Raw genomic sequence first — 15,406 nt, forward strand, 5'->3', positions numbered from 1 at the left:
CAGCCAGCGCGGATTCAGAGCCCTGCGATGTGCGTGACCGCTTGCCTGTGCGCCTGCAAATAAGGCAACACCGCCCCCAGTAACGGCGCCTTGAACGGCTCCTGAAAACGGTGCGCCAACCCCGGGATCAAGCGTAACTGGCTGCCCTGGATATGCGCCGCCAGGTGCACGCCATGCATCACCGGCAATAACGGATCAGCCGTGCCGTGTACCACCAGGGTCGGCACTCGCAACTGGTTGAGCAACTCGACGCGGCTCGGCTCGGCCAGTATCGCCATGATCTGGCGCTTGGCCCCGTCAGGGTTGAACGCCCGGTCGTAGGCCTGCGCCGCCTGCTGCAGCAGCACTTCGCGGTCGTCTCGTACCTCAGGGCTGCCCAAGGCCGCCAGCAGGTCGGCCTGCTGCTCGATAGCCACTTCACGGTTCGGCGCGCTGCGCCGGGCCAGCAACTGCACCAACGCCGGGGCCGGCGCCGGCAGCCCCGCCGCCCCTGAACTGGACATGACCAGCGTCAGGCTGCGCACACGCTCAGGCGCCATCGCCGCCAGGTGCTGGGCAATCATGCCGCCCATGCTCACCCCCAATACATGAAACTGGCGCACGCCCAACGCGTCCATCAGGCGCAAGCCGTCATCGGCCATATCAGTCAGCGTATAGGGCGCCGACACGGGCAGGCCCAACTTGTAACGCAACAGTTCGAGCGTCAGGTTGGCGTGCGGTGGTACCTGGTTCCAGCGGGACAGGCCGACATCGCGGTTGTCATAGCGGATCACCCGAAAACCTTGGCGGCACAATGCCTCGACCACATCATCTGGCCAATGAATCAGCTGCCCGCCCAAGCCCATGACCAGCAGCAAGGCCGGGTCGCGTGGCGCACCGACGCTCTGGTACACCAGGCTGACGGCACCGAGTTCGGCACGCTGCACCGGCACCTGGGCGTCACAGCGCTGTTCGGCGAAACTCGCCGGTGCGCTGAACAGAAAGAAAAGAAAAAGCCAAAAAGCCCGCATGAAAGAAACACCAGAATGCAGATCCCCAGTAGAGCGCGAGTCTGATGAATTCTGTTCGGGCGCGCTGCCACAGTTCGGTGACAGTTTCATGACTCCCGCCAGGCGGTGCGACGATCGCCCAGTCGACAGATGTAGCATCATGAGAGAAACTCAACTCATTACCTGATTCCTCTATTCCACACCCCGGAGTTATCTGTGCTGGAGATCCGTCACCTGAAAACCCTTCATGCCCTGCGCGAGGCCGACAGCCTGGTGGAGGCCGCCGAACGCCTGCACCTGACCCAGTCGGCGTTGTCGCACCAGTTCAAGGAGCTGGAAGAGCGCCTGGGCCTCCCGATTTTCGTGCGCAAGACCAAGCCAATCCGCTTCACCAGCGCCGGGCTGCGTCTGCTGCAACTGGCTGATGCCACCCTGCCGTTGCTGCGCAGCGCCGAACGTGACATCGCACGCCTGGCCGGAGGCACTGCCGGACGCCTGCACATGGCTATCGAATGCCACAGCTGCTTCCAGTGGCTGATGCCGACCATCGACCAGTTCCGTGATGCCTGGCCGGAAGTGGAACTGGACCTGGCATCGGGCTTTGCCTTCGCCCCGCTACCGGCCCTGGCCCGCGGCGACCTTGACCTGGTGGTGACCTCCGACCCGGTGGACCTGGCAGGCATCACTTATGTGCCGCTGTTCACCTACGAGGCGATGCTGGCAGTGGCCAACCAGCACCCGCTGGCCAGCAAGCCTTACATCGTGCCGCAAGACTTGCTCGACCAGACGCTGATCACCTACCCGGTGGAGCGCGATCGCCTGGACATCTTCACGCGCTTCCTGGAGCCGGCCGATATCGAGCCAGCCGCCGTGCGTACCTCGGAGCTGACGGTGATGATGATGCAACTGGTGGCCAGCGGCCGTGGCGTATGCGGCATGCCGCATTGGGCGCTGCACGAGTACAGCTCGCGCGGCTATGTGAAGGGCAAACGCCTTGGCGAGAAAGGCCTGTTTGCCACGCTTTATGCCGCCGTACGCACCGACATGCTCGATGCCCCGTACATGCGCGACTTTTTGCTGACGGCCAAGGACACCTCGTTCGCCACCCTCGACGGCGTCAGCGCGGTGCGTTGAGCGCCTGGCGATACAGCGGCAGGATCAAGTCGCGGGTCAGGGGAGCCAGTGGCATGACGGGCGCCTGATCTGCAGCCAGCCAGACCACCTCCTCGATCTCTGCGGCCGGCACCACGGCAGCGGCGCTGTCGACACGGAACAGTTCAGCTTGCACTTCGAAGCCTGGTTCGTTGGCGGCGGGGGCACTGAACTGGCCCAGGTGCATGGCCTGAGCCGGGTCGATGCGCAGGCCCAGTTCCTCCTGCAATTCGCGCACCAGTGCCTGTACCGGCGTTTCACCGGCATCGATCTTGCCGCCTGGCTGCATGAAAGCCTCGGTGCCACGCTTGCGCACCAGCAGCGTGCGGCCCTGAGGGTCGATCAGCAGGGCGGCGGCGATGCGGATGATGTTGGGCATGAAATGGGCTCGCTAAATAAAATGACCCGCGAGGATCCCATGGGGTCAATGGCCTGACAAGGCCGGTCATTCCTGTGTCGGCCTGGCAGACGAGCGGCCCCTTGCCAACCTGTTGCACACCCTCCATAAACAACACATGAACCTGCCCGCCAAACACCACCCGGTGCTCGAGCTGTTCCACCCTGCCGTCAGCACCTGGTTCCGCCGCCGCTTCGCCACGGTCACCGATGCCCAGGCACAGGCCTGGCCGTTGATCCACACCGGGCAATCCATGCTGCTGGCCGCGCCGACCGGCTCAGGCAAGACCCTGAGCGCTTTTCTGGCCGTGCTAGATGAGCTGCTGCGTGAAGGCATGAAGCACCAGGGCGAACTGCCCGCACAGACACTGGTGATCTACGTTTCACCTCTGAAGGCCCTGTCCAATGACATTCGTCTGAACCTGCAGGCCCCACTCGAAGGCATCAGCCAAGCCATTGCAGACCAAGGCCTGAACGCCCCACGCATCACCACGGCGGTACGCACCGGCGATACTCCGCAGAAGGAACGCGCCGCCATGCGCAAGCTGGCCCCGCACATTCTGGTGACGACTCCCGAATCGCTTTATGTGCTGATGGGCTCGGCTTCTGGCCGTGAAGGCCTGGCCCATGTGCACACGGTAATCGTCGACGAAATCCATGCCTTGGCCGGTAACAAGCGTGGCGCCCACCTGGCACTGACCTTGGAACGCCTGCAAGCCTTGTGCAAAAAGCCACTGCGGCGGATCGGCCTGTCCGCTACCCAACGCCCGGTCGAACGGGTGGCACAGTTTCTGGTGGGTAGCGGGCGCCCCTGCGCCATTGTCGATATCGGCCATGCCCGCAAGCGTGACCTGGCCATCGAAGTGCCGCCGGTACCGTTGGGGGCGGTGATGGCCACTGATGTCTGGGGCCTGGTGTATGACCGCTTGGCCACCCTTGCCCGTGAACACCGCACCACGCTGGTATTCGTCAATACCCGGCGCCTGGCCGAACGTATAACCCGCCACCTCAGCGACCGGCTGGGCAAGGAGGCGGTTGCCGCACACCATGGCAGCCTGTCCAAAGCGCTGCGCCTGGATGCGGAGCAGCGGCTCAAGAGCGGCCAGCTCCAGGTGCTGGTCGCGACCGCATCGCTGGAGCTTGGCATTGATATCGGCGATATCGACCTGGTCTGCCAGATCGCCTCGCCGGGCTCGATTGCCGGCTTCCTGCAACGGGTTGGCCGCGCTGGACACCAGGTCGATGGTGTGCCGAAGGGGCGCCTGTTCCCCACCTCACGCGATGACCTGATCGAATGCGTTGCCTTGCTTGACTGCGTTCGACAGGGCGAACTGGACGCACTGCACATCCCCCGGGCACCGCTGGATGTGCTGGCCCAGCAGATCGTCGCAGAAGCCAGCAACCAGGCCTGGCACGAACAGGATCTGCTGGATTGCCTGCGCCAGGCCACACCTTACGCCGAGCTTGACCAGCACCATTACCAGGCCCTGCTGCGCATGCTCGCCGAGGGCTACAACGGCCGCCAGGGTGTGCGCAGTGCCTACTTGCACCGTGACGCAGTGAGCGGCACGCTGCGTGGCCGACGTGGCAGCCAACTGACCGCGCTGACCAGCGGCGGCACCATCCCCGACAACGCCGACTACGCCGTGTTGCTGGAACCGCAGGCGCTGAACATCGGCAGCGTCAATGAAGATTTTGCCGTGGAAAGCATTGCCGGCGATATTTTCCAGCTGGGCAACGCCTCCTATCGCATTCTGCGCGTCGAGCCGGGCCGGGTGCGGGTAGAGGATGCTCATGGCCTGCCACCGACCATTCCGTTCTGGCTGGGTGAAGCGCCGGGGCGCAGTGACGAGCTGTCTGCCGCCGTGGCCCGGCTGCAGGCGCGAATCGACCAGCAACTGGCGCTGGCAGGCGGCGACACGGTGGAGGTACTGGCCTGGTTGCAGGCGACCTTCGAACTGGACGAAGCTTGTGCGGGCCAGTTGCTCGACTACCTGGCCCGCACCCGTGAAGTGCTTGGCGCCCTGCCCTCGCAGGATACGCTGGTGATGGAACGTTTTTTCGATGAGTCCGGCGGGCCCCAACTGATCATTCATTCACCCTACGGTAGCCGCATCAACCGCGCCTGGGGCCTGGCCCTGCGCAAGCGCTTCTGCCGCACCTTCAACTTCGAACTGCAGGCTGCCGCCAGCGAGGACGCCATCGTGCTGTCACTGTCGACCAGCCACAGTTTCGAGCTGGACGAAGTGTGGCGTTACCTGAACAGCCGCAGCGCCGAGCCGATTCTCATCCAGGCCCTGCTCGATGCACCGCTGTTTGGCGTGCGCTGGCGCTGGAATGCAGGCGTGGCCATGGCACTGCCGCGCTTTGTGGGCGGACGCAAGGTGGCGCCACAAATCCAGCGCATGAAGAGTGAGGACCTGGTTGCCGCCGTGTTCCCCGACCAGATCGCCTGCCTGGAGAACATCGTCGGCGAGCGGCAGATTCCCGACCATCCGCTGGTCGAGCAAACCCTTGACGATTGCCTGCACGAGGCAATGGACAGCGAAGGCTGGCTGGCCCTGCTGCGGCGCATGGAAAGCGGTGCAGTGCGCTTGCTGTGCCGCGACTTGCCCGCCCCCTCGCCGCTGGCTTCAGCGATTCTCAGCGCCCGGCCTTATGCCTTTCTGGACGATGCGCCACTGGAAGAACGACGTACCCAGGCGGTACTCAACCGGCGCTGGAACGACGTGCACAGTAGCGACGACCTGGGCGCGCTGGACGCTGATGCCATTGCTGCCGTCGTGGCTGAGGCCTGGCCACAGCCGGCCAATCCCGACGAAATGCACGAAGCATTGATGGGCCTGGGTGCCATCGGTCAGGTCGAGGTAGATGCCAACCCCTGCTGGGATGTGCTGCTAAGGCAGCTGGCCAAGGCCGGGCGTGCCTTGCGCCTGCCCGATGACAAGCTCTGGTTGGCCCGCGAACGCCTGAACCTGCTGCTGGCACTGTACCCCACAGCGCACAGGGAGCCAGCGCTCGAACGGCTCGCTGGCTTCGACCAGCCCATCGAGCCCGACCACGCACTGAGCGAACTGCTGCGCGCCCGCCTGAGCGGCCATGGCCCACAGACCCTGGCGCAAATCGCTGCGCCATTGGGCAAACCGGTAACCGATATCGAGCAGGCTCTGGCCCGCCTGGAAGCCGAAGGCTATGTGCTGCGCGGGCATTTCAGCCCAGGTGCCACTGACCTGCAATGGTGCGAACGCCACTTGCTGGCGCGCATCCACCGCTACACGGTCAAACGCCTGCGCCGCGAGATCGAGCCGGTCAGCCTGCAAGACTTCATGCGCTTTCTGTTCGATTGGCAGCACCTGGCGCCAGACGAGCGCCTGCGTGGTCCGCAGGCGGTGGCCGAAGTGCTGGGCCAGTTACAAGGGTTCCCCAGCGCCGCAGCGGCCTGGGAGGCGGAACTGCTGCCGGCGCGTATCAAAGACTACAGTCCGCACTGGCTCGACGAAGCCTGCCGAAGCGGCCAGTTTGCCTGGAGCCGGCTGGCGGCAACAGTGGCGAGCAGCACGTTGACCAGTACCCCACTGGTGTTGCTGCCGCGGGACCAGTTGAACACGTGGCGCAGCCTGGCACCCGCACCTGCTGTCGACGCCCTTGGCCTACGTGCGCAACGTGTGCACGAAGCGCTGAAAACCCAGGGTGCGCTGTTCTTCGATGAACTGGCACATGAGGCACACCTGCTGCCCAGTGAACTGGAAACTGCACTGCAGGAGCTGGTGGGCTCGGGCCTGGCCGGGGCGGACAGTTTCACTGGCTTGCGCAGCCTGATCACGCCTGCAACCAAGCGCAGCGCACGTAACAGCCGCCGAGGCCACCCGCCGCTTTCCAGCAGCATGGCGCATGCCGGACGTTGGGCCCTGCTGCGCCGCAGCGATGCGCCACCGGACCACGACCAGCGCCTGGAGCACATTGCCCGCACGCTGCTGCGCCGCTATGGCGTGATCTGCTGGCGGCTGTTGGCGCGCGAGAGTGATGTACTGCCGCCCTGGCGTGAGCTGCTGCGCTGCTATCACCGATTGGAAGCGCGTGGCGAGATCCGGGGCGGGCGCTTCATTGCCGGGCTGGCCGGTGAACAGTTCGCCTTGCCTGAGGCGGTAGTGTTGCTGCGGCAAGTGAGACGACGTGAACCGGACGGAACGCTGCAGGTGGTGAGCGCCGGTGACCCGCTGAACCTGATCGGCTCGTTGCTGCCCGGGGCGAAAGTGCCGGCAGTGATTGGCAACCGGCTTCTGTATCGCGACGGGATACCGGTGGCGGTGCGGATGGCCGGGCGTTACGCGTATCTGGTCGAGGCGTCCGCACAGGAGCAGGAAAGCTGGCGGCAAAAACTGCTGCGCGCCCCCCTGTAGGAGCGGGTTTACCCGCGAATACGGTGGCGGCGGCAACGCTGACCGGCGGGTAGAAATTGGCCAGCAGGCCCGACCCTTTCGCGGGTAAACCCGCGCCTACGACGGCCTGCGCCCAATCATCAATGTGTGTCCACCACCGATCTGCGTTGCGACCAGGCAATTTGGCTCGGGTCGAGAATGATTTTCGCTACCCCGATTTTATTTTGCAGTGCCCGGCAACTTGGCTATGGTCGGGGTTTGCCCCAGGCCCTGAGCCTGACCGCGCCATCGCAAGGACCCTGTATGAGCCTGTCACTTCTCAGTCGTTATGCCTTCTTCGCCGCCTGTGTGCTGTTCACCCTGGCGAGCCTCCCCTTCAGCCACCACGAATGGCTGTGGCCGTTCACCCTGACCACAGGCATTCTCAGCCTGATCGGCCTGTTCGACCTGCTGCAGCAGCGCCACGCCGTACGCCGCAACTACCCGATTCTCGGCAACATCCGCTATCTGGTCGAGGCCATTCGCCCGGAAATCCGCCAATACCTGCTGGAGTCCGACAGCGATGCCCTTCCCTTTTCTCGCGCCCAGCGCTCGCTGGTGTATGCCCGGGCGAAGAACGAAGCCTCGGACAAACCTTTCGGCACCCTGATCGACGTATATGAATCCGGTTTCGAGTTCATCGGCCACTCCATGCGCCCGGCACCGCTGGCCGACCCGGCCAGCTTCCGCGTCATCGTCGGTGGGCCGCAGTGCAGCCAGCCGTACTCCGCGTCGATCTTCAACATTTCGGCCATGAGTTTCGGCTCGCTCAGCGCCAATGCCATCCGTGCGCTCAACCAGGGCGCCAAGCTGGGCAATTTCCACCATGACACCGGCGAGGGCAGCATCAGCCCCTACCATCGCGAGCACGGTGGTGACCTGGTGTGGGAACTGGGCAGCGGCTACTTCGGGTGCCGCACGCCAGATGGGCGCTTCGATCCCGAACGCTTCGCCGCCCAGGCGCGCAGCCCTCAGGTGCGCATGATCGAGATCAAGATGAGCCAGGGCGCCAAACCCGGCCATGGCGGCATATTGCCCAAACACAAGGTCACCCAGGAAATCGCCGAAACCCGTGGCGTGCTGATGGGCGAGGATTGCATCTCACCGTCGCGCCACAGCGCCTTCTCGACACCAATCGAAATGATGCAGTTCATCGCCCAGTTGCGTGAGCTGTCCGGTGGCAAGCCAGTGGGGTTCAAGTTCTGCCTGGGCCACCCGTGGGAATTCATGGGCATCGCCAAGGCCATGCTGGAAACCGGCATCCTGCCCGACTTCATCGTCGTCGATGGCAAGGAAGGCGGCACCGGCGCAGCGCCCGTGGAGTTCACCGACCATATCGGCGTGCCACTGCGTGAAGGCCTGCTGTTCGTGCACAACACCCTGGTCGGCCTGAACCTGCGCGACAAGATCAAGCTGGGCGCCAGCGGCAAGATTGTCAGCGCCTTCGACATCGCCAGCGTGCTGGCCATTGGCGCCGACTGGGCCAACTCGGCACGCGGCTTCATGTTTGCCATCGGCTGCATCCAGTCGCAAAGCTGCCACACCAACAAGTGCCCGACCGGTGTGGCCACGCAAGATCCGCTACGCCAGCGTGCGCTGGTGGTGCCCGACAAAGCCCAGCGGGTGCTGAACTTCCATCACAACACGTTGCGTGCCTTGGCAGAAATGCTGGCGGCGGCCGGCCTGGAGCATCCGGCACAACTGGAGGCCAAGCACCTGGTGCGGCGCATTTCAGCCACCGAGATCAAGCTGTTCTCGCAGATGCATGTGTTTTTGAAGCCAGGTGAGCTGCTGACCGGCGAGGTGAACGGGCAGTTCTATTCGCGGATGTGGCAACTGGCCCGGGCGGACAGTTTCGAGCCGCACAGCGAAGTGGCGGCCTGAGAGAACGCTGGGGCCGCAAAGCGGCCCCACGTCAGGTCAGGAGGCGGTACTCGTCACACCTTGTGCGTCTTTCGGCGCCAGGCGGAACGTGTAATACAGCACTGTCAGCAACACCAGGAACGCCGGGCCGATGTACAGGGCCACACGCGTATCCTCGAAGTACGCCATCAGCCCGACCACCAGCACCAGGAAGGCCAGTGCCAGATACGAGCTCAGCGGCCACAGCCACATGCGGTACTTCAGTGCCTTGCGCTCGGCCGTGGTAAGGCCGGCACGGAACTTCAGCTGCGCCAGCAAGATCATCACCCAGGTCCAGATCGCACCGAAGGTGGCGATCGAGGTCACCCAGACGAAGACCTTTTCTGGCACCAGGTAGTTGGCCAGCACGCCCAGCAGCAACGCGCCGATCGACAGCAGCAGCGCATTGCGTGGCACGCCGTTCTTCGAGGTGCGGGCAAAGGCCGCCGGCGCCTGGCCGTTCTGCGCCAGGCTATAAAGCATGCGCCCGGTGCTGAAGATGCCGCCGTTGCACGACGAAAGCGCCGCCGTGATGACCACGAAATTGATGATGCCGGCAGCGGTCTTGATGCCGAGGCGCTCGAAGGTCATGACGAACGGGCTGCCCTGGCTGCCGATTTCGTTCCACGGGTAAATCGACAGGATCACGAACAACGCGCCGACGTAGAACAGCAGGATGCGCCAGAACACCGAGCCGATGGCCTGGGGAATGGTCTTTTGCGGGTTGCGTGCTTCACCGGCGGTGAGACCGATCATTTCCACGCCCAGATAGGCGAACATCACCATCTGCAGCGACATCAGCACGCCGGTCACGCCATTGGGCATGAAGCCGCCGTTGCTCCACAGGTTGGAGATCCCCACTGCCACACCGTCATTGCCAAAGCCGAAGGCAATGATGCCGATGCCGCCAAGCACCATGGCGATGATGGTGACGATCTTGATCAGCGCGAACCAGAACTCGAACTCACCAAAAGCCTTCACCGCCACCAGGTTGACCGCGCCCATGCTGCCCAGCGCCGCCAGGGCCCAGATCCAGCGCGGAACGTCGGGGAACCAGATGCCCATGTAGATGGCCACTGCCGTGATTTCGGCAACACAGGTCACCAGCCACAGGAACCAGTAGTTCCAGCCGGTCAGGAAGCCTGCCAATGGGCCGAGGTAATCCTGGGCATAACGGCTGAACGAGCCGGCGACGGGGTTGTGCACGGCCATTTCACCAAGGGCGCGCATGATCACCAGGATGGCCAGGCCGCCGATGATGTAGGACAACATGATGGCCGGACCGGCCATTTCGATCGCCTTGGCCGAACCGAGGAAAAGACCGACACCGATACAGGCGCCCAGCGCCATCAGGCGGATGTGCCGTTCGCCCAGTTCACGCTTGAGCGGGCCGCCTTCTGTGGCCTGGCCGTGGGCAGAGTGGTTGCCGACTGGCATAGCAATACAACCTCATTTTGTTATTGGATTTGACCTTCGTGCCGCCGCGACCAAGCCGATAGGCGTGGCATTGGCTTGCCAGGCTGGCCTTGTGGACCGGCCCGTGTGCCGGAGTAGAGCGCCCGGCAAGGCGAAGGGGGCGAGCAGTATAGGAAGACCGTTGTAGGAGTTTTCACTGTATATATGCAGAAATTTGGCTAGAACTCTGGGGCCGCTACCCGCCCCAAAAATCGCCGGGGCACCATAGCAACATCGGCCGTTGAAGGAACCCACACCAAAGCCGCATAGCCCCTCACCACTTTCCTTCTTCTACAAATTTTTCACCCTATCCACTCAACGTCTAAGCTTCAGACAAGCAAGACGAAAATACTTGGCCGGATAGAAGACTATGGGCGCACTGTGGCAATCGGAACCAAGCAGAACGGAAGCACCCGAGATACCTCCGGCCGAGACGCCACAACCCAAGTCCCCCCGTCAGCGTCGGCTATGGTGGCGGCTGATCATCCTCATCCTGCTGGTGGCACTGGTAGCCATAGGTGTTGCCGCGTATGACGAATTCCGTACCTCCGAACTGCAATCGCGCGAGTTCAGCAAACTGGCCGGTACACTGACCTATTCGCTGCAAGCCGGTCCCAGCGATGCCATCATCTACCCCGGTGACGGGCCGTTCGACAAACGCCTGGGCTATAGCGCCCTGGGTGAATTCCTGCCACGCCTGCTCAAGCGCGACTACCTCATCAGTGAACAGGTGAAGTTCTCACCCGCATTGATGAACTACGTCGATCATGGGCTGTTCGCGCCCTATATCGAGAAAATCCAGGCCGGCCTGTCGATCACCGACTGCCGCGGCGACACGCTGTACCAGTACAACTACCCCCAGCACCTGTACCCGGACTTTGCAGCGATCCCTCCCGTGATGGTCAACAGCTTGCTGTTCATCGAAAACCGCGACCTGCTGGATACCCAGGACCCACGTAACAACCCGGCAGTGGACTGGCCACGCTTTGCCAAGGCCGCCTACAGCCAGGTCGCCAAGTACCTGGCCCTGCCCGGCCAGTCTGCCGGCGGCAGCACCCTGGCCACGCAGCTGGAGAAATATCGCCACTCACCCGACGGCCTGACGGTGTCGGGCGCGGAGAAAATCCGGCAGATGATTTCTGCCAGCGTGCGTGCCTACCAGGGCGGTCCCGACACCACCGAGGCACGCCAGCGCATCGTGCGTGACTACCTCAACAGCGTACCGCTGTCGGCTGTACCTGGGCATGGTGAGGTACATGGCATGGCCGAGGGCCTGCGGGTGTGGTACGGCGCCGACTTCGACCAGGTCAACCAGGCCCTGAACGCCACCGCTACCGACCCCGAGAGCATGGCCGCACGTGGCCTGGCCCTGCGCCAGGTGCTGTCGCTGATGATTGCCCAGCGCCGCCCCTCGCATTACTTGTCCAAGGGCCGGGTCGAGCTGGCCGAACTCACCGATTCGCACATTCGCCTGCTTGCCGCCAACAAGGTCATCGATCAGCCGCTGGCCGATGCCGCGCTGGCCAGCAAGGCGGTGTACCGCGACTGGGTCGCGCAGCCGACCATCGTACCGATCATTACCAACAAGGGCATCAGCCTGGCGCGCAACCGCCTGTCGGCCATGCTCAATCGCCCGCTGTACGACCTCGACCGCCTCGACCTGTCGGCCACCAGTACCTTGCAGGCCGACCTGCAGTTGCAGATCAGCCAGTACCTGAAAAACCTTGCCGACCCGGCGTTTGCCGCACAGATCGGCCTGATCGGCGAGCGGCTGCTCACTGCCAAGACCACCGACCAGGTGAGCTACAGCTTCACCTTGTTCGAACGCACCGCCGATGGCTCGCGGGTCCGGGTGCAGACCGACAGCACCAACCAGCCCTTCGACATCAACGAAGGCAGCAAGCTGGAGCTGGGCTCAACCGCCAAGCTGCGGGTACTGACCACCTACCTTGAAATTATCGCCGAGCTGCACGACAAGTACGCCGGCAAACCTGCCGCCGAGCTGAAGAAGGTCGAAGTGGCCGAACTCGACCGCATCACGCAATGGTCGCTGGAATGGCTGGCGCTGAACAGCAAGAACCAGAGCCTTGACGCCATGCTCGACGCCGCGCTCGAACGCAAGTACTCGGCCAACACCGGCGAAGCGTTTTTCACCGGTGGCGGGATGCATGTGTTCAACAACTTCCGCAAGGAAGACAACAACCGCAACCCGACACTCAAGGATGCACTGCGCGAGTCGATCAACCTGCCGTTCATCCGCCTGATGCGCGACCTGGTGCGCTACGTGACTTACCAGCAGCCGTACAACCGCGTGCCGCTGCTCAAGGACGATGCCGACCCGCGCCGCCAGGAATACCTTGCGCGCTTTGCCGACAAGGAAGGCACCAACTACCTGATGCGCTTCTGGAAGAAGTACCAGCGTAAAACCTCGCAACAACGCCTGGACACCTTCCTCGACAGCATGCGCGTGACCCCACAGCGGTTGGCGGCGGTACACCGCTACCTGTTCCCCGAGGCAGGCCAGGAAACCTTCAACGCGTTCGTGCGTGCCCACCTCAAGGGCGACAAGGCCGTGCTGGGCAAACTGACCGATGGCCGTCTGTCCGAGATGTACGCAGCTTACGGCCCCGGCAAGTACGACCTGCCCGACCAGGGTTACATCGCCAAGGTCCACCCACTGGACCTTTGGCTGCTTGGCTACCTGCTGAAGAACCCAAGCTCGACACTGACCGAGATGATCAACGCCAGTCGTTTCGAACGCCAGGAGGTATACGGCTGGCTGTTCAAGAGCCGCCACCAGGGCGCCCGTGACAGCCGCATCCGCACCATGGTCGAAATCGAAGCCTTCCTCGATATCCACCAACGCTGGAAACGCGTGGGCTATCCATTCGACCACCTGGTGCCCTCATTGGCCACCGCCATCGGCAGCTCCGGCGACCGCCCCGCTGCCCTCTCCGAACTGGTCGGGATCATCCAGAACGACGGTGTTCGCCTGCCGACCCTGCGCATCGACACCCTGCATTTCGCAGCCAACACACCCTATGAGACCAAGTTGATCACAGACCCTGACCGGGGCGTGCGAATTCTGCCAGTCGAAGTGGCGCGTGCACTCAAAGGCGCCATGTCGCAAGTGGTCGATGCAGGTACCGCGCGGCGTATTTCCGGCAGTTTCAAGCTGCAGGACGGCACCCCACTGGTGATGGGCGGCAAGACCGGTACCGGCGACAACCGAATCGAGAGCTTTGGCGCCGGCGGCCGGCTGATCGGCTCGCGCTCGCTAAACCGCACCGCCACCTTCGTGTTCTTCCTCGGCGACAACCATTTCGGCACGCTGACCGCCTTCGTGCCGGGTCGCACGGCAGAAGCGTTCAAATTTACTTCGGCGCTGCCAGTGCAGGTGCTCAAGGGCATGGCACCGATCCTCATGCCATACCTGCAGCCTGGCAATCCGAATGAGTGCAAGCCGCCACAGGTTGCCCTGCACACACCGCCACCGGCAGGGAACACATCGACGCAGTAGATGATAATCATCAGCATTTAAGGGCTTGTCTTTAGATATATCTTGAGTAATATCTTAAGATATATCGCAAACGACGGAGCCCTATCCTTATGCGCGAACATCCCCCTCATGATCCCTTCGAGCGGCGCCCCGCCCGTGGCGAGCGCGGCCCGCGTGTCTTCGCCCCGGGTGACCTCAAGCTGCTGATGCTGGACTTGCTGGCCGAGCAGCCCGGCCACGGTTACGACCTGATCCGCCAGATCGAAAATCTGTTCGACGGCAGCTACAGCCCAAGCCCTGGGGTGATCTACCCCACGCTGAACTTCCTCGAAGAGGCCGAACTGATCAGCGGCCAGGTACAAGGCAGCAAACGCCTCTACGCCATCACCGATGCCGGCCGCAGCGCCTTGGTGGATCAGGCAGTAGCCCTGGATGGCGTGCGCATGCGCATCGAGGTCAGCAAACGCGCCCTGCGCGGCCACGACCGCCCGCCAGAGATTCATGAAGCGGTCGGCAACCTGCGCCATGCACTGCACATGCACAGCGGCCGCTGGACAGTGGAAGAAATCGAACGGGTCCGTGACCTGCTCAACCATACCGCCAAGGCCATCGCCTCCGGGCCCACCGAACCTTTCAGGGAGACGCCCCATGAGTGACACCATTCACCGCGTAAACCACGAGATCCGCCAGCGCCGTCTGCAGGTGCTGCGGGTCACCGAGCTGACCCCGCGCATGCGCCGCATCACCCTGGGGGGTGCCGAGCTGCAAGGCTTTACCAGCATGGGCAGCGACGACCATATCAAGCTGCTGTTCGCCGAAACGCCGGAGCAACAACAGGCCATCGAGGCCCGTAACCTGGGCAAGGACGGTGGCGCGCGGCCCACCATGCGCGAGTACACACCACGGCGCATCGACCTGGTGGCACATGAGCTGGACATCGACTTCGTGCTGCACGGCGACGGCCCTGCCTCTACCTGGGCCGCGCAAGCCGCGCCTGGGCAAACCCTGGACATCGCAGGGCCACGGGCCTCGCTGGTGGTGCCGGATATTTTCGACAGCTACCTGCTGATCGGAGATGAAACTGCCATCCCGGCCATTGGCCGTCGGCTGGAGGAGTTGCCGGCGGGCCGCCAGGTGCTGGCAGTGATCCAGATCGAAGACGAGCACGAGCGCCAGCCGCTGCCAAGCAAGGCGCAGGTGGAAGTGATCTGGGTACGTCGCCAAGGGGAAGACTTGTTGGAGCTGGTGCGTAACCTGAGCTTGCCGCAAGGCCAGCTGTATGCCTGGGTGGCGCTGGAAAAAGCCCTGACTCGCCAGGCCAAGGCGTTGTTGCTGGAGAAAGGGGTAAAGGAAGACGCGCTAAAGGCTGCAGCCTACTGGCGGGCCAACGGGACTGCCGACGACGAGTGATCGTGATTGCCTGATCTGCCGTCTTCGCGGGCAAGCCCGCTCCTACACTGATCGGGGATGGACACAACTCGGCGGTTGGGCACAAATCGGTGGTTGGGCACAGGCCGTTGTAGGAGTGGGTTCACCCGCGAACACCGGCGCAGCCGGTGCCACGCAACGCGCCGCCTGCTTCGCGGGTATGCACC

The 15,406-nt window shown here is 63.5% G+C and carries 9 protein-coding genes; 6 read left to right on the forward strand and 3 right to left on the reverse strand.

Annotated elements, in window-relative coordinates:
• Positions 1–14 precede the first annotated feature (14 nt).
• Positions 15–1,010, reverse strand: coding sequence for an alpha/beta fold hydrolase (locus tag ACTJJN_RS22025; RefSeq protein WP_012051384.1), 996 nt, complete (start codon positions 1,008–1,010; stop codon positions 15–17).
• 195 nt (positions 1,011–1,205) lie between these two features.
• Here ACTJJN_RS22025 and metR point away from each other — a divergent pair, with 195 nt between their 5' ends.
• Positions 1,206–2,123: a transcriptional regulator MetR gene (gene metR, locus ACTJJN_RS22030; RefSeq protein WP_003254981.1), complete on the forward strand. Its 918-nt coding sequence runs from the start codon at positions 1,206–1,208 to the stop codon at positions 2,121–2,123.
• Here metR and ACTJJN_RS22035 read toward each other — a convergent pair.
• Positions 2,107–2,520 carry an NUDIX hydrolase gene (locus ACTJJN_RS22035; RefSeq protein WP_003254983.1) on the reverse strand — a complete coding sequence of 138 codons (414 nt, stop codon included), beginning with the start codon at positions 2,518–2,520 and terminating at the stop codon, positions 2,107–2,109. The two genes, metR and ACTJJN_RS22035, sit on opposite strands and share 17 nt — an antisense overlap.
• Before the next feature lie 136 nt (positions 2,521–2,656).
• On the opposite strand from ACTJJN_RS22035, the gene ACTJJN_RS22040 reads away from it, so the two are divergent.
• Positions 2,657–6,937: a DEAD/DEAH box helicase gene (locus tag ACTJJN_RS22040; protein ID WP_324737447.1), complete on the forward strand. Its 4,281-nt coding sequence runs from the start codon at positions 2,657–2,659 to the stop codon at positions 6,935–6,937.
• Positions 6,938–7,219: 282 nt separating this feature from the next.
• Positions 7,220–8,839 (forward strand): FMN-binding glutamate synthase family protein, encoded by a 1,620-nt coding sequence (locus ACTJJN_RS22045; protein ID WP_012051382.1) that lies wholly within the window; start codon positions 7,220–7,222, stop codon positions 8,837–8,839.
• A 36-nt stretch (positions 8,840–8,875) separates the two neighbouring features.
• Here ACTJJN_RS22045 and ACTJJN_RS22050 read toward each other — a convergent pair whose 3' ends face one another.
• Entirely contained in the window at positions 8,876–10,294 is a 1,419-nt protein-coding gene (locus tag ACTJJN_RS22050; protein ID WP_003254987.1) for an amino acid permease, read from the reverse strand.
• Between the two features lie 388 nt (positions 10,295–10,682).
• Between ACTJJN_RS22050 and ACTJJN_RS22055 the strand changes: the two genes are divergently transcribed.
• The 3 genes from ACTJJN_RS22055 to ACTJJN_RS22065 all read left to right on the forward strand — a co-directional run bounded on the left by ACTJJN_RS22055 (position 10,683) and on the right by ACTJJN_RS22065 (position 15,221).
• Positions 10,683–13,832, forward strand: coding sequence for a transglycosylase domain-containing protein (locus tag ACTJJN_RS22055; RefSeq protein WP_012051381.1), 3,150 nt, complete (start codon positions 10,683–10,685; stop codon positions 13,830–13,832).
• An 89-nt stretch (positions 13,833–13,921) separates the two neighbouring features.
• A complete protein-coding gene (locus tag ACTJJN_RS22060; protein ID WP_012051380.1) occupies positions 13,922–14,467 on the forward strand; it encodes a PadR family transcriptional regulator in 546 nt (181 codons plus the stop codon).
• Positions 14,460–15,221: a siderophore-interacting protein gene (locus tag ACTJJN_RS22065; RefSeq protein ID WP_324737448.1), complete on the forward strand. Its 762-nt coding sequence runs from the start codon at positions 14,460–14,462 to the stop codon at positions 15,219–15,221. Before ACTJJN_RS22060 ends, ACTJJN_RS22065 begins: the two co-directional genes overlap by 8 nt.
• The last annotated feature ends 185 nt before the right edge of the window (positions 15,222–15,406 follow it).

This window comes from Pseudomonas sp. 22515 (genome assembly GCF_052044625.1).
Lineage (GTDB): Bacteria > Pseudomonadota > Gammaproteobacteria > Pseudomonadales > Pseudomonadaceae > Aquipseudomonas > Aquipseudomonas alloputida.